The 22791-nt window shown below is 69.9% G+C and carries 21 protein-coding genes; 13 read left to right on the top strand and 8 right to left on the bottom strand.

Annotated features, from left to right (window positions below; translation table 11 throughout):
• From ACIBW9_RS13885 to ACIBW9_RS13870, 4 genes are all read left to right on the top strand, one after another.
• Nucleotides 1-875: VWA domain-containing protein (locus ACIBW9_RS13885; protein WP_398954547.1), on the top strand; the 875-nt coding region annotated here is incomplete at its 5' end.
• Nucleotides 876-996: 121 nt separating this feature from the next.
• Nucleotides 997-2712 carry a methionine--tRNA ligase gene (metG, locus tag ACIBW9_RS13880; protein WP_398954545.1) on the top strand — a complete coding sequence of 572 codons (1716 nt, stop codon included), beginning with the start codon at nt 997-999 and terminating at the stop codon, nt 2710-2712.
• Between the two features lie 170 nt (nt 2713-2882).
• Complete coding sequence (locus ACIBW9_RS13875) at nt 2883-3359, top strand: hypothetical protein (protein WP_398954543.1); 477 nt, start codon at nt 2883-2885, stop codon at nt 3357-3359.
• A gap of 163 nt (nt 3360-3522) precedes the next feature.
• Nucleotides 3523-3933: an FG-GAP repeat protein gene (locus ACIBW9_RS13870; protein WP_398954541.1), complete on the top strand. Its 411-nt coding sequence runs from the start codon at nt 3523-3525 to the stop codon at nt 3931-3933.
• 274 nt (nt 3934-4207) lie between these two features.
• On the opposite strand, the gene aspS is transcribed toward ACIBW9_RS13870, so the two are convergent.
• The gene (aspS, locus tag ACIBW9_RS13865; protein WP_398954539.1) at nt 4208-5971 is read right to left on the bottom strand and encodes an aspartate--tRNA ligase; all 1764 of its coding nucleotides are present in this window, start codon (nt 5969-5971) and stop codon (nt 4208-4210) included.
• 156 nt (nt 5972-6127) lie between these two features.
• Here aspS and ACIBW9_RS13860 point away from each other — a divergent pair, with 156 nt between their 5' ends.
• On the top strand, nt 6128-8284 hold the full coding sequence (locus tag ACIBW9_RS13860) for a SpoIIE family protein phosphatase (RefSeq protein WP_398954537.1): 2157 nt from the start codon (nt 6128-6130) through the stop codon (nt 8282-8284).
• On the opposite strand, the gene ACIBW9_RS13855 is transcribed toward ACIBW9_RS13860, so the two are convergent.
• The 3 genes from ACIBW9_RS13855 to ACIBW9_RS13845 all read right to left on the bottom strand — a co-directional run bounded on the left by ACIBW9_RS13855 (nt 8257) and on the right by ACIBW9_RS13845 (nt 10935).
• A complete protein-coding gene (locus ACIBW9_RS13855) occupies nt 8257-9303 on the bottom strand; it encodes an AI-2E family transporter (RefSeq protein WP_398954535.1) in 1047 nt (348 codons plus the stop codon). The two genes, ACIBW9_RS13860 and ACIBW9_RS13855, sit on opposite strands and share 28 nt — an antisense overlap.
• An 86-nt stretch (nt 9304-9389) precedes the next feature.
• Nucleotides 9390-10361, bottom strand: coding sequence for a pirin family protein (locus ACIBW9_RS13850; RefSeq protein ID WP_398954533.1), 972 nt, complete (start codon nt 10359-10361; stop codon nt 9390-9392).
• Nucleotides 10362-10467: 106 nt separating this feature from the next.
• The gene (locus ACIBW9_RS13845; protein ID WP_398954531.1) at nt 10468-10935 is read right to left on the bottom strand and encodes an SseB family protein; all 468 of its coding nucleotides are present in this window, start codon (nt 10933-10935) and stop codon (nt 10468-10470) included.
• Nucleotides 10936-11085: 150 nt separating this feature from the next.
• On the opposite strand from ACIBW9_RS13845, the gene ACIBW9_RS13840 reads away from it, so the two are divergent.
• From ACIBW9_RS13840 to ACIBW9_RS13820, 5 genes are all read left to right on the top strand, one after another.
• Nucleotides 11086-12912, top strand: a complete 1827-nt coding sequence (locus ACIBW9_RS13840) for an acyl-CoA dehydrogenase (RefSeq protein WP_398954529.1) — start codon at nt 11086-11088, stop codon at nt 12910-12912.
• 99 nt (nt 12913-13011) lie between these two features.
• Entirely contained in the window at nt 13012-14304 is a 1293-nt protein-coding gene (locus ACIBW9_RS13835) for a M18 family aminopeptidase (protein ID WP_398954527.1), read from the top strand.
• 81 nt (nt 14305-14385) lie between these two features.
• A complete protein-coding gene (locus ACIBW9_RS13830) occupies nt 14386-14637 on the top strand; it encodes a DUF6458 family protein (RefSeq protein ID WP_232651033.1) in 252 nt (83 codons plus the stop codon).
• A gap of 234 nt (nt 14638-14871) precedes the next feature.
• Nucleotides 14872-16005, top strand: coding sequence for a glycosyltransferase (locus tag ACIBW9_RS13825; RefSeq protein ID WP_398954525.1), 1134 nt, complete (start codon nt 14872-14874; stop codon nt 16003-16005).
• A 77-nt stretch (nt 16006-16082) separates the two neighbouring features.
• On the top strand, nt 16083-16247 hold the full coding sequence (locus tag ACIBW9_RS13820; RefSeq protein WP_165954846.1) for a hypothetical protein: 165 nt from the start codon (nt 16083-16085) through the stop codon (nt 16245-16247).
• Between the two features lie 6 nt (nt 16248-16253).
• Here ACIBW9_RS13820 and ACIBW9_RS13815 read toward each other — a convergent pair whose 3' ends face one another.
• Both ACIBW9_RS13815 and ACIBW9_RS13810 read right to left on the bottom strand, forming a co-directional pair.
• Nucleotides 16254-18080 (bottom strand): NHL domain-containing thioredoxin family protein, encoded by a 1827-nt coding sequence (locus tag ACIBW9_RS13815; protein ID WP_398954523.1) that lies wholly within the window; start codon nt 18078-18080, stop codon nt 16254-16256.
• 29 nt (nt 18081-18109) lie between these two features.
• On the bottom strand, nt 18110-18502 hold the full coding sequence (locus ACIBW9_RS13810; RefSeq protein ID WP_398954521.1) for a cupin domain-containing protein: 393 nt from the start codon (nt 18500-18502) through the stop codon (nt 18110-18112).
• Between the two features lie 52 nt (nt 18503-18554).
• Here ACIBW9_RS13810 and ACIBW9_RS13805 point away from each other — a divergent pair, with 52 nt between their 5' ends.
• Nucleotides 18555-19556: a helix-turn-helix domain-containing protein gene (locus ACIBW9_RS13805; protein ID WP_398954519.1), complete on the top strand. Its 1002-nt coding sequence runs from the start codon at nt 18555-18557 to the stop codon at nt 19554-19556.
• Nucleotides 19553-20047 (top strand): LURP-one-related/scramblase family protein, encoded by a 495-nt coding sequence (locus ACIBW9_RS13800; RefSeq protein ID WP_398954517.1) that lies wholly within the window; start codon nt 19553-19555, stop codon nt 20045-20047. The genes ACIBW9_RS13805 and ACIBW9_RS13800 overlap by 4 nt, the downstream gene beginning before the upstream one ends.
• 20 nt (nt 20048-20067) lie before the next feature.
• Here the strand turns inward: ACIBW9_RS13800 and ACIBW9_RS13795 are convergent, their stop codons facing one another.
• Entirely contained in the window at nt 20068-20865 is a 798-nt protein-coding gene (locus ACIBW9_RS13795) for a carbon-nitrogen family hydrolase (protein ID WP_398954515.1), read from the bottom strand.
• Nucleotides 20866-21047: 182 nt separating this feature from the next.
• Here ACIBW9_RS13795 and ACIBW9_RS13790 point away from each other — a divergent pair, with 182 nt between their 5' ends.
• A complete protein-coding gene (locus ACIBW9_RS13790) occupies nt 21048-21872 on the top strand; it encodes a maleylpyruvate isomerase family mycothiol-dependent enzyme (protein WP_398954514.1) in 825 nt (274 codons plus the stop codon).
• An 18-nt stretch (nt 21873-21890) separates the two neighbouring features.
• Here the strand turns inward: ACIBW9_RS13790 and ACIBW9_RS13785 are convergent, their stop codons facing one another.
• The gene (locus tag ACIBW9_RS13785) at nt 21891-22649 is read right to left on the bottom strand and encodes a hypothetical protein (RefSeq protein WP_398954512.1); all 759 of its coding nucleotides are present in this window, start codon (nt 22647-22649) and stop codon (nt 21891-21893) included.
• Nucleotides 22650-22791 lie beyond the last annotated feature (142 nt).

The following is a 22791-nucleotide window of genomic DNA, read 5'->3' as shown; positions in this document are numbered from 1 at the left end:
CCGAGCCGGAGCCCGAGCTGGTCGCGGAGGCTGAGGAACCGGAGCTGACCCCCGAGCCGACGCCCGCCGTGGCCGAGGCCGACGAGCCCGCGGCCGCCGACGGCGAGGACACCCCACAGGGGTCACCCGCAGCCGACGACGAACCCAGCACGGGTGGTGCGGGCGGGAACGATTCCGCCGAAGGCGAAGCCGAGGCGGAGCCCGAGCCGGCGGCAGCCGCCGAGCCCGTGGCCCCCGCGGCCGCGCCGGAGGCCGACGCCCCCGCCGCCGCCCTCGCAAAGGCCGGGCTGGCCACCGCCCGCGCCAAGGTCTACCTGGTCCTCGACCGCTCCGCGAGCATGCGCCCGTACTACAAGGACGGCTCCGCCCAAGCCCTGGCCGACCAGACCCTCGCCCTCGCCGAGCACCTGGACCCCGCCGGGAGTGAGAAGACCTCCGTCCACGTCGTCTTCTTCTCCACGGAGGTCGACGGCACCACCGACCTCACCCCGGCCTCCCCCGAGACCGCCATCGACGACGCCCACGCCGGCCTCGGCCGCATGGGCCGTACCAGCTACCACGCAGCCGTGGAAGCGGTCCTCGCCCACTACGACGCCAACAACCCCGACGCGAAGACCCCCGCCCTGGTGATCTTCCAGACGGACGGCGCCCCGGACGCGAAGACCCCCGCCACCCAGGCCCTCACCGAGGCCGCGAAGACCCACCCCCGGGTGTTCTTCTCCTTCGTCGCGTTCGGCGACCACGACAACAAGGCCTTCGACTACCTCCGCAAACTGAAGACCGACAACACGGCCTTCTTCCACGCGGGCCCCACCCCCCGGGAGCTCACGGACGCCGAGCTCTACGACGGCGTACTGATCGACTGGCGCCCGTAGCGCCTCGTCCCGGTGCCGCCCGCTTCTCACCCCGTAAAACGGGAGGCGGGCGGCACACCCGTGTCGGCTACGATTTCAAGGTTCGCAAAGCCACAAGAAACCGACCTGGGAGCAGCCCCCGATGGCTCGACACCTCATCACCAGCGCCCTTCCGTACATCAACGGAATCAAGCACCTGGGCAACATGGTGGGGTCCATGCTCCCGGCGGACGTGTACTCCCGGTACCTCCGCCAGCGCGGCCACGACGTCCTGTACATCTGCGCGACGGACGAGCACGGCACCCCCGCCGAGCTCGCGGCCAAGGAGCAGGGCCTGCCGGTGGACGAGTTCTGCGCCCAGGCGCACGACGCCCAGAAGGCGGTCTACGACGGCTTCGCGCTCGCCTTCGACTACTTCGGCCGGAGCTCGAGCCCCCAGAACGTCGAGATCACCCAGCACTTCGCCCGCCGTCTCAACGAGAACGGCTTCATCGAGGAGCGGGCGATCCGCCAGGTCTACAGCCCCGCCGACGGCCGCTTCCTGCCGGACCGCTACGTCGAGGGCACCTGCCCGCACTGCGGCTACGACAAGGCCCGCGGCGACCAGTGCGAGAACTGCACCCGCGTACTGGACCCGACCGACCTGATCAACCCGCGCTCGGCGATCTCCGGCTCCACGGACCTGGAGGTCCGTGAGACCAAGCACCTCTTCCTCCTCCAGTCCAAGCTGGAGAACGAGGTGCGCGAGTGGGTCGCCCGCCACGACAAGGACTGGCCGCAGCTGGCCTCCTCCATCGCCCACAAGTGGCTGACCGAAGGCCTGCACGACCGCGCGATCACCCGCGACCTGGACTGGGGCGTTCCGGTCCCGGCCGACACCTGGCCGGAGCTTGCCGCGGAGGGCAAGGTCTTCTACGTCTGGTTCGACGCGCCGATCGAGTACATCGGCGCGACGAAGGAGTGGTCGGACCAGGACCCGTCGACCCGTGACTGGAAGTCGTGGTGGTACGACGTCGACAACGACGTCCGCTACACGGAGTTCATGGCCAAGGACAACGTCCCCTTCCACACGGTGATGTTCCCGGCGACCGAACTCGGCGTCCGTGAGCCGTGGAAGAAGGTCGACTACGTCAAGGCCTTCAACTGGCTGACGTACTACGGCGGCAAGTTCTCCACGTCCCAGAAGCGGGGTGTCTTCACCGACCAGGCCCTGGACATCCTCCCGGCGGACTACTGGCGCTACTTCCTGATCGCCAACGCCCCCGAGTCGGACGACTCGTCCTTCACCTGGGAGCACTTCACGGCGACCGTCAACAAGGACCTGGCGGACACCCTCGGCAACTTCGTCAACCGCGTGCTGTCGTTCTCCAAGAAGCGCTTCGGCGAGGAGGTCCCGGCGGGCGGCGAGCCGGGGGAGGCTGAGGCGAAGCTGGGCGAGCAGATCGCGGAGCTCCTCGCGGAGTACGAGTCCCAGCTCGAGTCCCTCCAGTTCCGAAAGGCGGCCGCGGCCCTGCGCGCCCTGTGGTCGGCCGGCAACTCCTACCTGGAGGAGAAGGCCCCCTGGCTGGAGATCAAGACGAACCAGGACGGCGCGGCCCTGACCCTGCGCACGGCGATGAACCTGATCCACCTCTACGCGGTGGTCTCGGAACCCTTCATCCCGACGACCTCGGCCGCCATGCGCCAGGCCTTCGCCCTCCCCGAGGACACCGCCACCTGGGTCTCCCCGACCGACGCGAAGTCCCTCACCGCCGTCCCCGCGGGCACGCCCTTCACGGTCCCGCCGGTCCTGTTCGCCAAGCTGACGGACGAGGACCTGGAGACGTACAAGGAGCGCTTCGGCGGCGAGCCCGCGTAACCGCACAAGACCAGAAGGGCCCGGGACCGAACGGTTCCGGGCCTTTGCTGGAAGCGCCGGTTCCTAGTTCTGTGGAGATCGACCGCCGTACGTGAATCTTCGGCGAGGCCAATGGTGTCCTCATCGACGACTGGGGGATATTGCCACGCCACATACGTAGGGTGTGCGCCATGGCAGTCCCCGAGGTCATACCGATCTCCTACGAACCGCACGGCCGGGCCGAGGCCATCGGCCGCTATGCGGACGGCCAGTTCCTGGGCACGGTCACATACGCCTTTCCGCGCGGGTACCGTCCGGACGACGGCTGGGAAAACGAAAAACGTCTCTTCGCGGTGCTCCACACCTTCGACGCCGAGGGCAACCACCGCGACTCGGAGGTCTGGTGCGCCGGCACCTGGGCTGAGCAGCAGCGCAACCCGCACGGCGAGGACTCGGTCCTCACCCGAGCCCGTGTGCACCTGGCGAAACTGCTGCGCAGCCTGCCCCGGCGCTCCTACACGGACATCGCGATACGCCCGTTCCAACTCACCGTGGACGGCGTGCTGTTCGGCCTGGTGACCGGCCAGGACGAGGAGGGCGGCTGGGCCGAGCTCTACCCGGACCGTCTGTTCTTCGCCTCGCCCTGGGACGGCTCCTACGACACCTAGGACCAGGACCAGGAGAGCGTTGCGGCGCCCGTCGGGGTTGGCCGGCACCTTGAAGACGATGTTCTTGGCCTGCTTGGCCTGGGCTGCGGCGCGGGCCTTCTCCTGCGTGCCGGAGGGCAGCTTGGAGCAGCCGCAGGTCACCCGAACCTGAGGACCCCAGTCCTTGGCGGCGAGCGTCCGGTGGCTCGCCGACATCGTGGTCGGCTCCCCGTTCGAGGGCCTCGCCCGGCGCGACTCCGGCCAGGTGACGATCATCCCGGGCCGCGCCTCGGGCGCCCTCGGCCCCGGCGCGTACTCCTTCTCCCAGGACACGGCGGGCGTCCCGGACACCTCCGAGACCGACGACTCCTTCGGGACGACGGTCTCGGTGGGTGACATCAACAAGGACGGCAGGCCGGAGCTGTTCGTCGGCGCGGCCGGCGAGAACAACTACACCGGCGCCGTCTGGGTCTTCCCCGGCGGTTCCTCCCGTCCGACGGCCACCGGCAGCCGAGTGATCACGGCGAACGCGGTCGGCCTCACCCAGCGGGACAGCACCCTGCTGGGCGGCAACGGACTGCTCTGGGTGATCTGAACACGCGCGGTACCCCGACGCCGAGGCGGACGTGCTCGGCCGGCTGTCCGTACTGTCGTGCGTCTCGCCGGGCGCGACGCCCATGGTCAGGCGGGCACACGCCCCCTTGGCGATGTGCTTCCCGTCGTACTTCAGACAGAGCAGGCCGCCCTCGTGGCCGTGTGGCGGGTACCGCTTGTCGTCGGTCGGCTCCTGGCCGCCGCCAGTGCCTGTGCTCAAGCGAAAGGGCTCGAAATCGGCACCGGTTTCGAGCCCTTCGTATGCCGCCTGTGGCCTACTTCGGCTGCGGCTTGCGCACCGACAGGTGCAGCTCCTTCAGCCGTGCCTCCTCCAGCTCCGTCGGCGCGCCCATCATCAGGTCCTGGGCGTTGCCGTTGAGCGGGAAGGCGATCGTCTCGCGGATGTTCGGCTCGTCGGCCAGCAGCATGACGATGCGGTCGACGCCGGGGGCGATGCCGCCGTGCGGCGGGGCGCCGAAGCGGAAGGCGCGCAGCATGCCGGCGAACTTCTCCTCGACGGTGTCGCGGTCGTAGCCCGCGATCTCGAAGGCCTTCAGCATGATCTCGGGCTCGTGGTTCCGGATCGCGCCGGAGGACAGCTCGACGCCGTTGCAGACGATGTCGTACTGCCAGCCGAGGATGTCCAGCGGGTCCTGGGTCTGAAGGGCCTCCAGGCCGCCCTGCGGCATGGAGAAGGGGTTGTGCGAGAAGTCGATCGCGCCGGTCTCCTCGTCCTTCTCGTACATCGGGAAGTCGACGATCCAGCAGAACCGGAAGACGCCCTCCTCGAAGTGCCCGGCACGCTTGGCGGCCTCGACGCGGACCGCGCCCATGATCTTGGAGACCTCGTCGAACTCGCCCGCGCCGAAGAACACCGCGTGACCGGCGGCCAGCGAGAGGCGCTTGGTCAGCTCGGCGACGTTCTCCTCGGTGAGGAACTTCGCGATCGGGCCGGACAGCGAACCGTCCTCGGCCACCCGCACCCAGGCCAGGCCCTTGGCGCCCTGGGAGACCGCGAAGTCGCCGAGCTGGTCGAAGAACTTCCGGGGCTGCGCGGAGACGTCCGGCACCGGCAGCGCACGTACGTGCTTGCCGGCGAAGGCCTTGAACTCCGAGCCCTCGAAGATGTCGGTGATGTCGACGAGCTCCAGCTGGGCCCGCAGGTCCGGCTTGTCGGAGCCGTACTTCAGCATCGCCTCGCGGAACGGGATCCGCGGGAAGGGCGAGGTGACGTGCCGGCCACCGCCGAACTCCTCGAACAGCTCGGTCATCAGCTGCTCGATCGGCTGGAAGACGTCCTCCTGCTCGACGAAGCTCATCTCGACGTCGAGCTGGTAGAACTCGCCCGGCGAACGGTCCGCACGCGCGTCCTCGTCACGGAAGCAGGGCGCGATCTGGAAGTAGCGGTCGAAGCCGGAGATCATCAGCAGCTGCTTGAACTGCTGCGGCGCCTGCGGCAGGGCGTAGAACTTGCCCGGGTTGAGGCGGGAGGGCACCACGAAGTCGCGCGCGCCCTCGGGGGAGGTGGCGGACAGGATCGGGGTCGCCATCTCGTTGAAGCCGAGCGCCGTCATCTTGTGCCGGATGGCCGAGATGACCGCCGTGCGCAGCATGATGTTCTTGTGCATGCGCTCGCGGCGCAGGTCCAGGAAGCGGTACTCCAGGCGCCGCTCCTCGTTGACCCCGTCCTCGGTGTTGATCGTGAAGGGGAGCGGGGCGGCCGCGCCGAGCAGCTCGACCTCGCCGACCTCGACCTCGACCTCACCGGTCGGCAGGTCGGGGTTGACGTTCTCGGTGCCCCGGGAGACGACCTTGCCGTCGACGCGGACCGTCGACTCCTTGGTCAGCTTGTCGAGGGCCGCGTAGGCCGGGGTGCCCGGACGGGCCACGAGCTGCGTGATGCCGTAGTGGTCGCGCAGATCGATGAAGAGGATGCCGCCCAGGTCGCGCCGATTGTGCAGCCAGCCACTCAGCCGGACGTCGGTGCCGACGTCAGAGGAGCGGAGCTCGCCGCAGGTGTGGGACCTGTACCGATGCATCGTCGTTCATCCAGTCTTCGCGGATCGGGGGGCTGTGTTTCAGGGTGTTTCACGTGAAACAACCCCCAGGGTACCGGGCACCCCAAGATCGGCTCCCCACCATTAAGAGTGGGCAATCGGTGGCACTCCTCGATCACCTCTCCATAAAGTGGGGCAATGCGCACTGGTGAGCCTCTGCCCGCCGTGGGGGAGGTTCTCGCCGCCCTCGCGACCGGCCTGTGGCACTGGGACACCGCCACCGAACTCGTCACGGTCGACGCCGAGGCGGCTCGGCTGCTGGGGCTGCCCGCCGAGCAGACCACCCTCACGGAGGCCAAGGCCCGGGCCCGGCTCCATCCCGTGGACTGGAACGAGATCATCGCCGTGGTCGGGCTCGCCGTCGCCGAGGGCACGCTGGCCGAGGTGCGGATCCGGATCATGGACGAGCAGGGCCGGGTGATCCGTGTCGTGCGCTCCCGCTCCAAGCCGTCCTTCGACCCCGAGAAGAAGTCCTTCCAGCTGATCGGCACCCTCCAGGAGGTCACCGAGCCGACCCCGGGCACGCCCGCCGGGCGCAGTGCCGTCACCGGTGACTGGCGGCGCTCCCGGGAGGCGTTCCTGCTGGACGCGGGCCGGGCGCTGGCCGAGGCGCGGTCCACGGAGGAGGTGCTGCGGGTCGCGGCGGGCCTGTCGATGCCGGGGTTCACCCCGGACGGGCTGGCGGTGTTCGGCGTGGAGGGTGATCGCCTGAAGATCATCGGCCACCACGGGCACCAGCCCGGCGACGACGGCCCCTTCTCGCACATGTCCCTGGACACGGACTACCCGGCCGCCGAGGTGGCCCGCACCGGCCGTGCCGTCTACCTCTCCACCCCCGAGCAGTACAAGTCGCGCTACCCGGCCGCCTGGCCGCTCGCCGCGTCCTTCAACCGCCATTCCTGGGCGTTCCTGCCGCTGACGGTGGCGGGCCGCACGATGGGCGCCTGGATGGCGGCCTTCGCCTACCCGGTCACCTTCAATCCGGACGAGCGGTCCGTGCTGACGACGGTGGCCCGCATGCTCGCCCAGGCGCTGTCCCGGGCCGGCACCGCCGAGACCGAGCGCGCCCTGACGGACGGCCTGCAGCGCTCGATGCTGCCGACCCTCGGCCCGCAGATACCGGGCATGAGCGTCGCCGCCCGCTATGTGCCCACCGGCGGCGGCCTCCAGGTCGGCGGCGACTGGTACGACATGATCCCGCTGCCCGGGGGTCCCCCCTCCGGGGGCGGCCGGATCGCCCTGGTCATCGGGGACGTCCAGGGCCATGACGTGCGGGCGGCAGGCCTGATGGGCCAGCTCCGGATCGCCCTGCGCGCCTATGCCTCCGAGGGCCACCGCCCCGACGCGGTCCTCTCCCGCGCCTCCCGCTTTCTGCACGGCCTGTCGGACGGCGCCACCCGGCCCGGCGCCGCCGAGGAGGACGCCCTCGCGGACCTGCGCTTCGCGACCTGTCTGTACGTCGAGGCCGATCCGGCGACCGGGACCCTCGACATCGCCCGCGCCGGCCACCCGGACCCGGCGATCAGGATGGCCGACGGCACGGTGCTGGCCCGTCCGACGGCGGGCGGTCTGCCGCTCGGCATCGACCCGGACGCCGACTACCCGACCACCCGGATCATCCTCGAACCCGGCGAGACCATGCTGATCTGCACCGACGGTCTGATCGAGACCGGCGGGCACGACCTGGAGAGCGGCTGGCAGCGGATCCGCGCGATCCTCGAGGACCACAAGGGCGACCTGGAGGAACTGGCCGACGCCCTGGTCCAGGGGGTCCACGGGCCCTCCTCGCACCACACCACCGGGCCCCTCGCGGACCGGCGCGAGGACGACATAGCCGTACTGCTCCTGTCCCGGCCGGAGGGCTGCGACGAGACGGTGCTCGTACCGCCGAAGGTCCGCCGCACCATGCTGTCCGTCGCACAGGCGGAACCGGAGCGGGTGGCGGTGGCCCGTCAGCACCTGCGGGAGCTGCTGCACGACTGGCCCTCGCCGGACCAGGTGGACTCGGCGGTGCTGCTGGTCTCGGAGATGCTCACCAACGTCCTCGTGCACACCGACGCCGACGCGCTGCTGCTGGCGGAGGTGCGGGGCGAGTCCGGCGGCCGCCGGATGCGCATCACCGTCACGGACACCAGCGACGCCCTCCCACACAAGCGCCGCCCCGGTGAACTGGCCTCCTCGGGACGAGGGTTGATGCTCATCGAGCTGCTCGCGGACGCATGGGGAGTGGACCCGCAGGGCGAGGGAAAGAGCATCTGGTTCGAGCTCTACGAGTCCGACGGCTCCGGTACCTGATACCGCGCCCGCAGTTCGTGCACGACGCCGAAGGCGGCGGCGGTGAGCGGCACGGCGAGCAGCATCCCGAGCACCCCGGCGACCGAGGCTCCGGCGGTGATGGCCACCATCACCATCGCCGGGTGCATCTGCACGGTCCGGCTCTGGATCATCGGCGTCAGCACGTGCCCCTCCAGCACCTGCACGGCGAGGACGATTCCGAGCGCCCACAGCGCGATCACGAAGCCACGGTCGGCGAGCGCGACCAGTACGGCGACGGCTCCGGAGATGAAGGCGCCGAGGTAGGGGATGAAGGCGCCGACGAAGACGAGCGCGCCGAGCCCGACGGCACCGGGCACATCCAGTACCAGCAGCCCCAGGGTGATGCAGACGGCGTCGATGAGCGCGATGAAGCTGGTGCCGCGCATGAAGCCCTCGACGGCCTCGTAGGCACGGCGGGCCATGGCCTCGAGCGTGTCGCCGCTCTCCCCGGGAGCGATACCTCTGATCAGGTCGGCGGCCTTGTGCGAGTCCCGCAGGAAGAAGAAGACGAGGAACAGCGCGAGGACCGCCATGGCGATGGTCTCGCCGACGACGCTGACCCCGCTGATGACATTGGAGGCGGCCGTCCCGCCGAACTTGGTGAGCAGGTCCTTCGCGTTCGTGGCGAGGTCGTCCAGGGAGGTCCCCGCGGCCCCGAAGTGATCGGCGACGCCCTGCGCCGCGTCCTTCAGTGAGGCGACGATCTGGTCACCGGTGTCGATCAGCGCGGCGACGACGATGTACACGGCACCGCCGACCACGGCCACGACCGCGACACAGGTGAGTCCGGCGGCGACGGACCGGTTGACCTTGGCCCTGACCAGCCGCCGGTGCAGGGGTCCCAGCAGGGCGGTCCCGAGCAGCGCGAGCAGCACCGGCGTCACGGCCGTACGGAACTGCGAGCACAGCAGGACCCCGACGTACACGACCCCGGCGACCAGCAGGATCACGGCGCACCAGGCGGCGAGCCGCCGGACGGGGTCGGGGAGGAGCTGCACCCGTCCAGCGGATCACGTCCTCCCGTGCCGTGTCCTGCGCGGACGGACCAGCCGGGTGAGACCCGGCGCTCCGCCCGCGCGCTGTCCTACAGACCGCCCTCGGTCATCCCGTGCACGGCCGGGATGGTGCCCAGCCGGCCCTTCTGGAAGTCCTCGAAGGCCTGCTGGAGCTCCTCGCGGGTGTTCATCACGAAGGGGCCGTAGTGGGCCATGGGCTCCCGTATCGGCTGTCCGCCCAGGAGCACGACCTCCAGGTCCGGGGTGTGCGAGTCCTGCTTCTCGTCCGCGCGGACGGTCAGCGCGGAGCCCGCACCGAACACGGCGGTCTGGCCCAGCTCGATCGGCCGCCGCTCGGCACCGACCGCGCCCCGGCCGGCGAGGACGTACGCGAGGCCGTTGAAGTCCTCGCGCCACGGCAGGCTGAGCTCCGCGCCGGGCGCGAGCGTCGCGTGGATCATCGTGATCGGCGTGTGCGTGATGCCGGGGCCCTGGTGGCCGTCGAGCTCGCCGGCGATGACGCGCAGCAGTGCGCCGCCGTCGGGGGTCGTCAGCAGCTGAACGTTTCCGCCGCGGATGTCCTGGTAGCGGGGGGCCATCATCTTGTCCCTGGCCGGGAGGTTGACCCACAGCTGGAGGCCGTGGAAGAGGCCGCCGGACATGACGAGGGACTCCGGCGGGGCCTCGATGTGCAGCAGGCCCGAGCCCGCGGTCATCCACTGGGTGTCGCCGTTGGTGATGGTGCCGCCACCGCCGTTGGAGTCCTGGTGGTCGAAGATCCCGTCGATGATGTACGTGACGGTCTCGAAGCCGCGGTGCGGGTGCCAGGGGGTGCCCTTGGGCTCGCCCGGCGCGTACTCCACCTCGCCCATCTGGTCCATCATGATGAACGGGTCGAGGTACTTGTAGTTGATCCCGGCGAACGCCCGGCGCACCGGGAAGCCCTCGCCCTCGAAACCGCTCGGCGCGGTCGTGACGGCGAGCACGGGACGTGCCACGGCGTCGGCCGGAGCGGCCACACGGGGCAGGGTCAGCGGGTTCTCGACGGTCACTGCAGGCATGTCGGTACCTCCTTGTGCGGCCAGTTTAGTTGAGCATTGAACTTTCTGCTACCCGTAACAGAGAAAGCCCGGAGGGCATTCCCTCCGGGCTCCCCACAGGCGGTACTCAGCCGTACATCCGGCGCATCGCGAACTCGACCATCTGCTCCACGGCCTTCGCGTCGAAGACCATGCGGTGCTCGCCCTCCATGTCGAGGACGAAGCCGTAGCCGGTGGGGAGCAGATCGATGACCTCGGCCCCCGTGATCACGAAGTACTTGGACTCCTTGCCCGCGTACCGGCGCAGCTCCTTGAGCGAGGTGAACATCGGGATCACCGGCTGCTGGGTGTTGTGCAGGGCGAGGAAACCGGGGTTGTCGCCGCGCGGGCAGTAGACCTTCGACGTGGCGAAGACCTGCTGGAAGTCCTCCGCGGACAGCTGGCCCGTGGTGAAGGCCCGTACCGCGTCCGCGAGGGACGGCGGGGACGGCTCGGGATACAGCGGCTGCTGCTGCCCGTAACCGCCGAGGCCCTGCTGCGGCTGGGCGTACTGCTGCTGAGCACCCGCACCCACGTTCTGGTCATAGCCGTACATGAGCGCAAGAGTACTGAGTCACAGATGACCCCTTCGGGGTTGCTTCTTATTACCGACGGGTAGCATCATCGTAGCTACTTGTTGGTACGTGAACTAGTGCGAGGAGCTACACCCGGTGCCTCGCCGATCTCTCTAAACGGAGCCGTCGCCATGGGGCACTACAAGTCGAATCTGCGCGACATCGAGTTCAACCTCTTCGAAGTCCTCGGTCGGGACAAGCTGTACGGCACCGGCCCGTTCGAGGAGATGGACGTCGACACCGCCAGGAGCATCCTCGAGGAGCTGACCCGCCTCTCTGAGAACGAGCTGGCGGAGTCCTTCGCGGACGCCGACCGCAACCCGCCGGTCTTCGACCCCGAGACGAACACCGCCCCGGTCCCGGCGTCCTTCAAGAAGAGCTACCGGGCCTTCATGGACTCCGAGTACTGGCGGCTCGGCCTGCCCGAGGAGATCGGCGGCACCACCTCGCCCCGCTCCCTGATCTGGGCCTTCGCCGAGCTGATCCTGGGCGCCAACCCGGCCGTCTGGATGTACTCCTCGGGCCCCGCGTTCGCCGGCATCCTCTTCGAGGAGGGCAACGAGGTCCAGAAGCACATCGCCAAGGTCGCCGTGGAGAAGCAGTGGGGCTCCACCATGGTGCTGACCGAGCCCGACGCGGGCTCCGACGTCGGCGCCGGCCGCACCAAGGCGATCCAGCAGGAGGACGGCTCCTGGCACATCGAGGGCGTGAAGCGCTTCATCACCTCCGGTGAGCACGACATGGAGGAGAACATCCTCCACTATGTCCTCGCCCGCCCCGAGGGCGCCGGACCCGGCACCAAGGGCCTGTCCCTCTTCCTCGTCCCGAAGTACCTCTTCGACTTCGAGACCGGCGAGCTGGGCGAGCGCAACGGCGTGTACGCGACGAACGTCGAGCACAAGATGGGCCTGAAGGCCTCCAACACCTGCGAGATGACGTTCGGCGACAAGCACCCCGCCAAGGGCTGGCTGATCGGCGACAAGCACGACGGCATCCGCCAGATGTTCCGCATCATCGAGTTCGCCCGCATGATGGTCGGCACGAAGGCGATCTCCACGCTGTCGACGGGCTACCTGAACGCCCTCGAGTACGCCAAGGAGCGCGTCCAGGGCCCCGACCTCGCGAACTTCATGGACAAGACCGCGCCCAAGGTCACCATCACGCACCACCCGGACGTCCGCCGCTCGCTGATGACGCAGAAGGCGTACGCGGAGGGCATGCGCGCCCTGGTGCTCTACACGGCCTCCCTCCAGGACGAGATCCAGGTCAAGGAAGCCGCGGGCGAGGACACCAAGGCGCTGGAGGCCCTGAACGACCTGCTGCTGCCGATCGTCAAGGGCTACGGCTCCGAGAAGGGCTACGAGCAGCTCGCGCAGTCGCTGCAGACCTTCGGCGGCTCCGGCTTCCTGCAGGAGTACCCGATCGAGCAGTACATCCGCGACGCCAAGATCGACACCCTGTACGAGGGCACCACCGCGATCCAGGGTCAGGACTACTTCTTCCGGAAGATCGTCCGCAACCAGGGCGCGGCGCTGAACTCCCTCGCGGAGGAGATCAAGAAGTTCCTGGCGCTCGGCGAGGGCGGCGAGGAGCTGGCCGGCGCCCGCGAGCACCTCGCGAAGGCCGCCGTCGAGCTGGAGGCCATCGTCGGCCTGATGCTGACCGACCTCGCGGCCACCGAGCAGGACGTCAAGAACATCTACAAGGTGGGCCTGAACACCACCCGCCTGCTGATGGCCTCCGGTGACGTGGTCGTCGGATACCTGCTGCTCAAGGGTGCCGCGATCGCCGCCGAGAAGCTTCCGACGGCCTCCGCCAAGGACAAGGCGTTCTACACGGGCAAGATCGCGGCGGCGAAGTTCTTCGCGGCCAACGTCCTGCCGGGCGTCACCGGCGCCCGCAAGCTCGCCGAGAACGTCGAGCTGGACCTGATGGAGCTGGACGAGGCGGCGTTCTAACGTCTCCCGTTCTGGGTAGCCAGAACTCCACATCGCCCTCACGAGGGCCCGCTCCTCATCACGAGGAGCGGGCCCTCGTACGTCGTTAAGGTGAACCCCATGAGCGAACCCCACCGCTTCGACCGCGGCCACACCGACGACCTCATGTCCTTCCTGACGGCCAGCCCGTCGCCGTACCACGCGGTGGCGAGCGCCGCCGAGCGGCTGGAGAAGGCAGGTTTCCGGCAGGTCGCGGAGACGGACGCCTGGGACGGGACGAGCGGCGGCAGGTACGTGCTGCGCGGCGGCGCGATCGTCGCCTGGTACGTCCCCGAGGGCGCGGCGCCCCACACGCCGTTCCGTATCGTCGGCGCACACACCGACTCCCCGAACCTGCGGGTCAAGCCCGTGCCCGACACCGGGGCGCACGGCTGGCGCCAGGTGGCGGTCGAGATCTACGGCGGGCCGCTGCTCAACTCCTGGCTCGACCGCGACCTCGGCCTGGCGGGCCGGCTGACCCTGCGGGACGGCTCGACGCGGCTGGTGAACGTGGACCGCCCGCTGCTGCGCGTCCCCCAGCTCGCCATCCACCTGGACCGCTCGGTGTCGGCGGAGGGACTCAAGCTGGACAAGCAGCGCCACATGCTGCCGGTGTGGGGCCTGGGCAACGACGTGCGCGACGGTGACCTGATCGCCTTCCTGGAGGAGACCGCGGGGCTGCCGGCGGGCGAGGTCACCGGCTGGGACCTGATGACGCACTCCGTGGAGCCGCCCGCCTATCTGGGCCGCGACAAGGAGCTGCTCGCCGGTCCGCGGATGGACAACCTGCTGTCGGTGCACGCGGGCGTGGCCGCGCTGACAGCGGTCTCCGGCGGTGAACTGCGGTACATCCCCGTACTGGCCGCCTTCGACCACGAGGAGAACGGCTCGCAGTCGGACACGGGCGCGGACGGGCCGCTGCTCGGCAGCGTGCTGGAGCGCTCGGTGTTCGCGCGCGGCGGCTCGTTCGAGGACCGGGCGAGAGCCTTCGCGGGCACGGTGTGCCTGTCGTCGGACACCGGTCACGCGGTGCACCCCAACTACGCGGAGCGGCACGACCCCACGCACCACCCGCGGGTCAACGGCGGCCCGATCCTCAAGGTCAACGTCAACAACCGCTATGCCACGGACGGTTCGGGCCGCGCGGTCTTCGCCGCTGCCTGCGAGAAGGCGAACGTCCCCTTCCAGTCCTTCGTCTCCAACAACTCCATGCCGTGCGGCACCACGATCGGCCCGATCACCGCGGCCCGGCACGGCATCAAGACCGTCGACATCGGCGTGGCGATCCTGTCCATGCACAGCGTCCGGGAGCTGTGCGGCGCGAACGACCCTTATCTGCTGGCGAATTCGCTGGTGGCGTTCCTGGAGGGGTAGTCAACCGGGCCATGGCGCATGGGTGATGTCCGACCGGGTACTCGGGTTCTACCGCAACGACCGGACAGGGAGGCGACACTCATGGGCCTCGGCGGGTGCATCATCCTCATCGCCGTGGGAGCCATCCTCACGTTCGCGACCGACTGGCACATGCAAGGGGTCAACCTCGACCTGGTCGGCATCATCCTGATGATCGTCGGCCTGATCGGAGTCAGCACCTTCAGCAGCATCGCCCGGCGCCGGCGCGTCGTGGTACCGCCGACCACACCGGTGGTGGACGAGGAGGTTCGTCATCGTCGCACGGATGGATATTCCGATGGATACGGCGTGTAACGGACAGAGCGGTCAAACGGATACGTCATGTAAGGGACACCTCCCCTACTGACGGACGCACAGGGCAAGCAGCGACAACCGTGAGCATTCTGCGATCAGGGATGCCTTGTTGACTTGTGTGAAAATAGTGAAGACTCCGGAGTGTTGTAGTGCCCGGGGGGTCGCATGTGCCGGGCGTGAACCATCAGCACACCCGGAGGGCTCCCCGTGCTCCACTCGGCGGAGACAACCGCCGTGGCACCCGTCGCGGGACCACGGCACCCACGACGGCACGCGGCCCGCCGCGCCCACGCCGCACCCGACGAACTCGACCGTCCGCTGCGGCTCGTGGTGCTGATCCCGGCCCACAACGAAGAGGACCGCATCGCCGACGCCGTCCAGGGCCTCTGGCGGCAGACCCGGCGTCCCGACCTGATCGTCGTCGTGTGCGACAACTGCACCGACGCCACCGCCGAGATCGCCGCCGCACACGGCGCGCAGGTCTTCCACACCGAGGGCAACACGCACAAGAAGGCCGGTGCCCTCAACCAGGCCATCGCCTGGGTGCTGCCCCACCTCGAGGAACGCGACCTGCTGCTGGTGCAGGACGCCGACACCGTGCTCGACCCGTGGTTCAACGAGACCGCGATGGCCACCTTCAACCGCAAGGTCGGCGCCGTCGGCGGGGTCTTCTACGGCGAGGAGGGCGGCGGCTTCCTCGGACTGCTCCAGCGCATGGAGTTCCACCGCTACGCCTGGGAGCTGGAACGTTCCGGCGGCAAGGCGCAGGTGCTCACCGGCACCGGCACGATGTTCCGCGCGCGGGTGCTGCGCGAGGTCCGCGCCGCCCGCCGCGCCGGGATCATCGGCGGCGGCAACAGCTACTACAGCCTCGCCTCGCTCACCGAGGACGACGAGATGACGAAGGCCGTCAAGACCCTCGGCTACCGCGCCATGTCACCCGCCGGGTGCGCCGTCACCACCGAGGTCATGCCGACCCTGGGCAAGCTGTGGCACCAGCGGCTGCGCTGGCAGCGGGGCGCGCTGGAGAACCTGCGCGACTACGGCTGGACCCGGGTGACCGCGCGCTACTTCCTGCAGCAGTTCATGATGGGCTTCGGCGCCCTGTGCTTCCTGGTCTATCTGACCTACATGACCACCTACACGACGCTGTACGGCTGGCCCGGCTTCTCCCCGTTCTGGACGGCGATCGGGCTGCTCTTCGTGGTCGAGAAGACGGTCTCCGTACGGCGGGCCGGGCCCCGGGCGGTGCTGGTCGCCGCGCTGATGGTCCCCGAGATGCTCTACGACCTCTTCCAGCACGCCGTCTACTTCACCTCGCTGTGGGGGCTGGTGCGCCGCAGCGAGGAGAAGTGGGTGGCGACCTGACACGCCTTGTGACCACCCCCCCTTTTGACCCACCCCCCGCGAACCAACCCCCGCACACCCGCTAGGAGAAGCACGACATGTACGGAAGAGTGATCGGCGCCGGGACCACGGGCGCCGGCGGCGCCACGCTGGCCGCCACGGGCATGTGGATGAACAGCATGGCGCTGCTCGTCACGGCCACGACCCTGATGGCCGCAGGGGTGGCCCTGTTCAAGCTGGCGCCGCGCCCGCGCCGTCGCTGACCCCGGTCAGCCGGCCGAATCGTCCATCCCGGCCAGTACCAACGGCAGCCGGTCCGCCCCGCCTTCGGTGAGGCGGACCGGAACTCCCCAGTCCTGCTGGTGGACATGGCAGGCCGGGTAGGGGTTGTCCGTGTCGTCGTCGCAGGACGCGGCCGTCGCGGAGACGTGCAGGACTCCTTCCGTGATCCCGGGGTCGAGCTCCAGGGTGCGGGAGAGGTCGGTGTCGGCACCCTCGCCCTTCAGCAGAAGTCCGGGGGGCGTCGACGACACCAGCAGGCGGGTCGAGGGGCCGTACCGGGTGTCCAGTTTCTGGCCCGCGGGAGCCTGGAAGATCACGTCCAACCGAAGCCTGCCGGGGGCGACTTCGGTGGCGGCTCGCCGCGTGCGGTGGGCGACCGACTCCACCCGGACCGCCTCCTCCGGCAGACGCAGCCGGGTCAGCCTGTGCCGCGCCGACTCCACCACCACGATGTCCTCGCCCACCAGCACCGCGTCGCTCGGTTCGCCCAGGTCGGTCGCGAGGGTGGTGACCTCGCCGGTCGAGGGGTCGTAGCGGCGCAGGGCGTGGTTGTAGGTGTCGCTCACGGCCACCGAGCCGTCGGGGAGGGCCGTCACGCCCAACGGGTGCTGGAACAGGGCCTGTCCGGCGGGTCCGTCACGGTGACCGAAGTCGAACAGGCCCGTGCCGACGGCGGTGCGGACCGTGCCGTCGAGGTCCACCCAGCGCAGGGCCGAGGTCTCGGAGTCGGCCAGCCAGAGGCGGTCGGCGGTGGCGGCGAGTCCGGAAGGCTGGGCGAACCAGGCCTCGGGACCCGGTCCGTCGACCAGCCCCTCGTTGGTGGTGCCGGCCGCGACGGCGACCGTCCGGTCGGACGGGTCGTACGCCCACAGCTGGTGGACGCCGGCCATGGCGATCCACACCCTGCCGGCGAAGAGGGCCACGTCCCACGGGGAGGAGAGGTCGATCTCGCGCGCCGGGCCCGAGGTGGGCGAGCCCCGCCACCACTGGCGTCCGGTGCCGGCGAGGGTGGTGACCTCACCGGTCGCCAGGTCGAGGCGGCGCAGGGCGTGGTTGACGGTGTCGGCGACGACGACCGCGCTGTCGTCGAGAAGAGCGAGGCCCTGCGGCTCGCTGAAGGACGCGGTGTCGGCGGTGCCGTCCGCGAACCCCCGTGCGCCGGAGCCGATCCGCCGCACCACCGTCTCCCCGTCGCTCTCCACCTCCACCAGCTGGTGCCGGGTGGTGTCGCTGACCAGGAAGGTGCCGCCCGGCAGGACCAGCGCCTTGCCCGGGAAGCGCAGGGTGGTCGGCTCGGGCTCCGGCGCCACGTACGGCCCGTCGCCGCGCCGCAGCGTCCCCTTCGCCTCGTGCTCCGCCTCCAGCTCCGTCACCAGCCGCTCGATCGCGTGCACATGCCCCTCACCGGCGTGCTGGGCGACGACATACCCCTCGGGGTCGATCACCACCAGCGTGGGCCAGGCCCGCACCGCGTACTGCTTCCAGGTCGCGAGATCCGGGTCGTCCAGCACCGGATGCTCCACCCCGTACCGCTCCACGGCGTCGACCACCGCCGTGTGCTCGGCCTCGTGCGCGAACTTCGGAGAGTGCACACCGATCACGGCGACGGTGTCCGCGTGCTTCTCCTCCAGCTCCCGCAGCTCGTCGAGGACGTGCAGACAGTTGATGCAGCAGAACGTCCAGAAATCCAGCACGACGATGCGTCCGCGCAGGTCGGACAGGGTGTACTGCCGGTCGCCCGTGTTCAGCCAGCCGCCCTTGCCCACCAGCTCGGGGGCGCGGACGCGGACACGCCGGGGAGTGGAGTCGGTCATGGCTCAAGAGTGCCACCCGCCACTGACAGTCACGAAAGCGCGTGGCCCGTCGTCGCGTCCACGTGGTCGGGGATCGCCTCGTGGTGGTCTCCGACCGTGAGGGTGCCGGTGGGTTCGAGCAGGAGGATCTGCGTGGGCACAGGGGCGTAGGGCTTGTGGTGGGTGCCGCGGGGGACCGTGAAGACGGAACCCTTCGGGAGGACGACCGTGCGTTCGCCGGCGGGTTCGCGCAGGGCGATGTGGAGTTCGCCGTCCAGGACCAGGAAGAACTCGTCGGTGTGGTCATGGACGTGCCAGACGTGCTCGCCCTCCACCTTGGCGACGCGGACGTCGTAGTCGTTGACGGCGGTGACGATGCGCGGGCTCCAGCGGTCCGTGAAGGACGCGAGGGCGGCGGACAGGGAGATGGGTTCCGTGGTCATGGGTCCATCGTGGGGGAGCGCCGGGACGGTGTGCGAGTGCTAGAAATCGCATATGGCGCAAGGATCCTCTCAGCCCCCTCCGCACCGGGTCGCGGTGATCGTCGACGAGGGCACCAACCCCTTCGAGGTGGGCGTGGCGACCGAGCTGTTCGGGCTGCCCCGGCCCGAACTGGGGCTCGCGGGGCCGCTGTACGAGGTGACAGTGTGCGCGCCCGCGCGTGAGGTGCGGATGAACCACGGGTTCTTCACGCTGACCGGGGTGGCGGGGCTGGACGCCGTGGACGCGGCGGACACCCTCGTCGTCCCGGGGCGGCCCGACAACGTCGTCCCGCGCGCGGAGGCCGTACTGGAGGCGATCCGCTGCACGCACGCGCGTGGCGGCCGCGTCGTCAGCTTCTGCACCGGGACCTTCGCGCTCGCCGAGGCCGGGCTGCTGGACGGGCGCCGGGCCACCACCCACTGGCGCTGGGCGGACCTGTTCCGGGAGCTGCATCCGAAGGTGCTGCTGGAGCCGGACGTGCTGTTCGTCGACGAGGGCGATCTGCTCACGGCGTCGGGCAGCGCGGCCGCGCTCGACCTCGGGCTGCACATCTGGCGCCGGGACCACGGGGCGGAGCTCGCGAACGCCGTCTCCCGGCGGCTGGTCTTCGCCTCCCACCGGGACGGCGGGCAGCGGCAGTTCGTGGAGCGGCCCGTGCCGGACGTGCCCGACGAGTCGCTGGGACCGCTGCTGGCCTGGGCGCAGGAGCGGCTGGGCGAGCCGCTGACGGTGGCGGACCTGGCGGCCCGGGCGGCGGTGTCCCCGGCGACCCTGCACCGCCGTTTCCGCGTCCAGCTGGGCACGACCCCGCTGGGCTGGCTGACGGGGGAACGCGTCGCCCTCGCCTGCCGTCTCATCGAGCGCGGGGAGGAACGACTGGACGTCGTCGCCGCGAGGAGCGGCCTGGGCAGCGCGGCCAACCTACGCGCGCGCGTGCGGCGCGAGACGGGACTCAGCCCGTCGGCCTACCGGCGGCGTTTCGGACCGGCCGCCGGGGAAGCGGTGACGGTATGAGATTCCTCGTACGCGACCGGCTCCTCGGCATCGGTGACGACTACTGGATCGAGGACGAGCACGGCAACAAGGTGTTCCTCGTCGACGGCAAGGCGATGCGCCTGAGGGACACCTTCGAGCTGAAGGACACCCAGGGGCGCGTCCTGATCGACATCCACCAGAAGATGTTCGCCCTGCGGGACACCATGGTGATCGAACGGGACGGCGCCGCCCTCGCCCGCATCAAGCGCAAACGCCTGTCGCTGCTGCGCCACCACTACCGGGTCTCCATGGTGGACGGCACGGAACTCGACGTCAGCGGCAAGATCCTCGACCGGGAGTTCGCCATCGAGTACGACGGCGAGCTCCTCGCCGTGATCTCCCGCCGCTGGCTGCACATCCGGGAGACCTACGGCGTCGACGTCGTACGGGAGGACGCCGACCCGGCGCTGCTGATCGCGGTGACGGTGTGCGTGATCCACCTGGCGGAGAAGGAGCGGGAGGACGACTGAACCCCCGCGGCCGTCCGGGGCTAGAGGACCCGGTCCTTCAGCGCCGGGAACTGCTCCCGCGTCGTCGCGACCTTCGCCGGATCGAACTCCACGGTGAGGATCTCCTCGTCCGCCCCGGCCTCCGCGAGGACCTCGCCCCATGGATCGACCACGATCGAGTGACCCGCCTGCGGAACTCCCGCATGGGTCCCGGCCGTTCCACAGGCGAGCACGAACGCCTGGTTCTCGACCGCCCGCGCCTGGGCCAGCAGCGTCCAGTGCGCCCGGCGGCGCTCCGGCCAGCCCGCCGGGATCACCAGGGTCTCGGCGCCGGCGTCGACGAGACCGCGGAAGAGCTCGGGGAAACGGAGGTCGTAGCAGGTGGCGACGCCCACGGTCGTGTCCGGCAGACGGACCGTCACCAGTTCCCGGCCCGCACCCATCAGCACGGCCTCGCCCTTGTCGAAGCCGAAGCGGTGGATCTTGCGGTAGGCGGCGGCCAGATCACCGGAGGGGGAGAAGACGAGAGACGTGTTGTAGAGCGGCCCCGAACCCGCGGCGGAGCCGCTTTCGGATGCAGCCCGCTCGGGGATCGAGCCCGCGTGCAGCCACACGCCCGCGTCGCTCGCGGCCTTCGCCATCGCCTCGTACGTCGGCCCCTCGAGCGGCTCCGCCTCGGTGCCGAACGCCTCGTAGGCGAAGGCGCCGGTCGTCCACAGCTCCGGCAGCACGACCAGATCGGCCCCGGCCTGCTCCCGTACCAGCGAAGCCACCCGCCGCCGACGCGATTCGACCGATTCGCCCTCGTCTACGGCGATCTGGATCAAAGAGGCGCGCACACTACCACCGTCCTGGCATTCGAGCCGTCCATCCGGGCCTACGATCGTCACACGAAAGCACTGCCGGGGTGCCTCACAGCAGCGTAACTTAGCGTTCCAAGACACCCGCCGAGTGCAGCCACCTCCCGCTGGCAACGCTGCCACCAACCGCCCGTGTACCGACCGCCGAGGGGTCCCGTTCCGTGAGTCTGCATCCCACCCTCCAGCCCTACGCCGACGCCTGGACCCACTCCATCGAAGCGATATCCGAGCTGGTGGGACCGCTTGTGGAGGGAGAGTGGAACCGGCGGACGCCGTGCCCGGGGTGGTCGGTCCGTGACGTCGTCTCCCATGTCATCGGCCTGGACTGCGAGATGCTCGGCGACCCGCGCCCCATCCACACGCTGCCGCGTGACCTCTTCCACGTCACCAACGACCACCAGCGCTACATGGAGATGCAGGTCGACGTCCGCCGGCACCACACGGCGCCGGAGATGACGTCCGAGCTGGAGTACGTGATCATCCGGCGCAACCGCCAGCAGCGCAACGAGTCGCGCGACCCGGGCACCAAGGTGCGCGGGCCCCACGGCAGCGAGCTCACTCTCGAAGAGTCCATGCGCGCCCACGCGTTCAACGTCTGGGTGCACGAGCAGGACCTGCGGGCCGCCCTGGGCCGCCCCGGCAACCTCGACTCCCCCGGCGCGCACATCGCCCGTGACGTGCTCCTCGCCGACCTGCCGACCGTCGTGGCCGAGAAGTCGGATGCGCCGCGCAGTTCGGCGATCGTCTTCGACGTGCACGGCCCGGTCGAGTTCCTGCGCACCATCCGCGTCGACATCCAGGGCCGCGGCACCCTCGAGACCGCCCCCGCCCTCGGCCCCGCCGCCACCCTCACCCTCGACTGGGAGACGTACGTACGCCTGGCCTGCGGCCGGGTGACCCCGGAAGGCGTCGCGGACCGGGTGAAGGCGGAGGGGGACCCGGAGCTCACGGCGGCGATCCTGCGGAACTTCACGGTGACGCCGTAGCGCCTGCGGCTCCGGTGATCAGTGGTCCTCGGTGACCGTCGTCGCGACACCGCCGCTGATCACGACCTTCGCGGAGACACCCTTCCTGGCGGCGGCCTCCAGCTGGTCCAGGGTGCAGCGGGAGGTCCCCGAGGACCCCGGGGTGCCGCAGATGGTGCCCGCGCCGTACACCTTGGTGCTGTCGGCGACGAAGAACGCCTGCTCGACGCCCTTCATGTCGGACACGGTGAACTTGCCCGGCGCCAGATAGCTCACGTTGCCGAGCCAGGTGCCGCTGACGCCCTTGGCGCCGGTGCCGCTGCCGGCGCTGTGGCGTTCGCGGACGACGGTGGCGACGCCCTTCCTGATCGTCACGTCGGCGGGGACCGCCGCCTTCTTGGCGGCCGTCTCCAGCTGGTCCAGGGTGCAGTGCGAGCCGCCGCAGATCATGCCGGCGCCCTGGACCTGGGTGTCGTCGGCGACGAAGAACGCCCGGTCGGTCTTTCCGGGCACGGACACGAGGTACTTGCCCGGCGCGAGATAGCTGACCGTGCCCCCGGTGATGGTGGCGTTCACGCCCTGCTGCGACTTCGACGCGTTCCCGGCGGAGGTGCCCGAAGAGCTGGAGTGCCCGGAGGTCTCCGAGGTCTTCGACGTCCCCTGCGCCGTGGCCGTCGGGGAGGCCGAGGTGTCGGCGGAGCTGCCGTGGCTGCTGGAACCGTTCTGACAAGCCGTCATCAGCAGGCCGGCCGTGATCGCGGCGGTGACGAGGGCGGTCTTGCGCAGGCGGCGGTTCATCAGGAGGTTCCCTTCAAGAGCGAGGACTGCGTTCGAGGCGTTCGATGCACTCGCCGACTATGAGGGGCCGCCGCTCCTCCGGGTCACGCCCGTCCTCGCTTCACGACACCGCTGTCACACGCCCATGACACGGCAACAGCCG

Source organism: Streptomyces sp. NPDC049541 (assembly GCF_044465725.1).
Taxonomy (GTDB): domain Bacteria; phylum Actinomycetota; class Actinomycetes; order Streptomycetales; family Streptomycetaceae; genus Streptomyces.
Note: the sequence above shows the minus strand (reverse complement) of the source record. Positions and strands in the feature narration are given on the sequence as shown.

Coding starts and splice junctions, on each gene's coding strand:
- ACIBW9_RS13835 (WP_398954527.1), top strand. CDS start 13,012: ATGAGCGAACCCCACCGCTTCGACCGCGGCCACACCGACGACCTCATG.
- ACIBW9_RS13805 (WP_398954519.1), top strand. CDS start 18,555: ATGGCGCAAGGATCCTCTCAGCCCCCTCCGCACCGGGTCGCGGTGATC.
- ACIBW9_RS13850 (WP_398954533.1), bottom strand. CDS start 10,361: ATGCCTGCAGTGACCGTCGAGAACCCGCTGACCCTGCCCCGTGTGGCC.
- ACIBW9_RS13875 (WP_398954543.1), top strand. CDS start 2,883: ATGGCAGTCCCCGAGGTCATACCGATCTCCTACGAACCGCACGGCCGG.
- ACIBW9_RS13845 (WP_398954531.1), bottom strand. CDS start 10,935: ATGTACGGCTATGACCAGAACGTGGGTGCGGGTGCTCAGCAGCAGTAC.
- aspS (WP_398954539.1), bottom strand. CDS start 5,971: ATGCATCGGTACAGGTCCCACACCTGCGGCGAGCTCCGCTCCTCTGAC.
- ACIBW9_RS13785 (WP_398954512.1), bottom strand. CDS start 22,649: ATGAACCGCCGCCTGCGCAAGACCGCCCTCGTCACCGCCGCGATCACG.
- ACIBW9_RS13860 (WP_398954537.1), top strand. CDS start 6,128: ATGCGCACTGGTGAGCCTCTGCCCGCCGTGGGGGAGGTTCTCGCCGCC.
- metG (WP_398954545.1), top strand. CDS start 997: ATGGCTCGACACCTCATCACCAGCGCCCTTCCGTACATCAACGGAATC.
- ACIBW9_RS13815 (WP_398954523.1), bottom strand. CDS start 18,080: ATGACCGACTCCACTCCCCGGCGTGTCCGCGTCCGCGCCCCCGAGCTG.
- ACIBW9_RS13840 (WP_398954529.1), top strand. CDS start 11,086: ATGGGGCACTACAAGTCGAATCTGCGCGACATCGAGTTCAACCTCTTC.
- ACIBW9_RS13810 (WP_398954521.1), bottom strand. CDS start 18,502: ATGACCACGGAACCCATCTCCCTGTCCGCCGCCCTCGCGTCCTTCACG.
- ACIBW9_RS13820 (WP_165954846.1), top strand. CDS start 16,083: ATGTACGGAAGAGTGATCGGCGCCGGGACCACGGGCGCCGGCGGCGCC.
- ACIBW9_RS13800 (WP_398954517.1), top strand. CDS start 19,553: ATGAGATTCCTCGTACGCGACCGGCTCCTCGGCATCGGTGACGACTAC.
- ACIBW9_RS13830 (WP_232651033.1), top strand. CDS start 14,386: ATGGGCCTCGGCGGGTGCATCATCCTCATCGCCGTGGGAGCCATCCTC.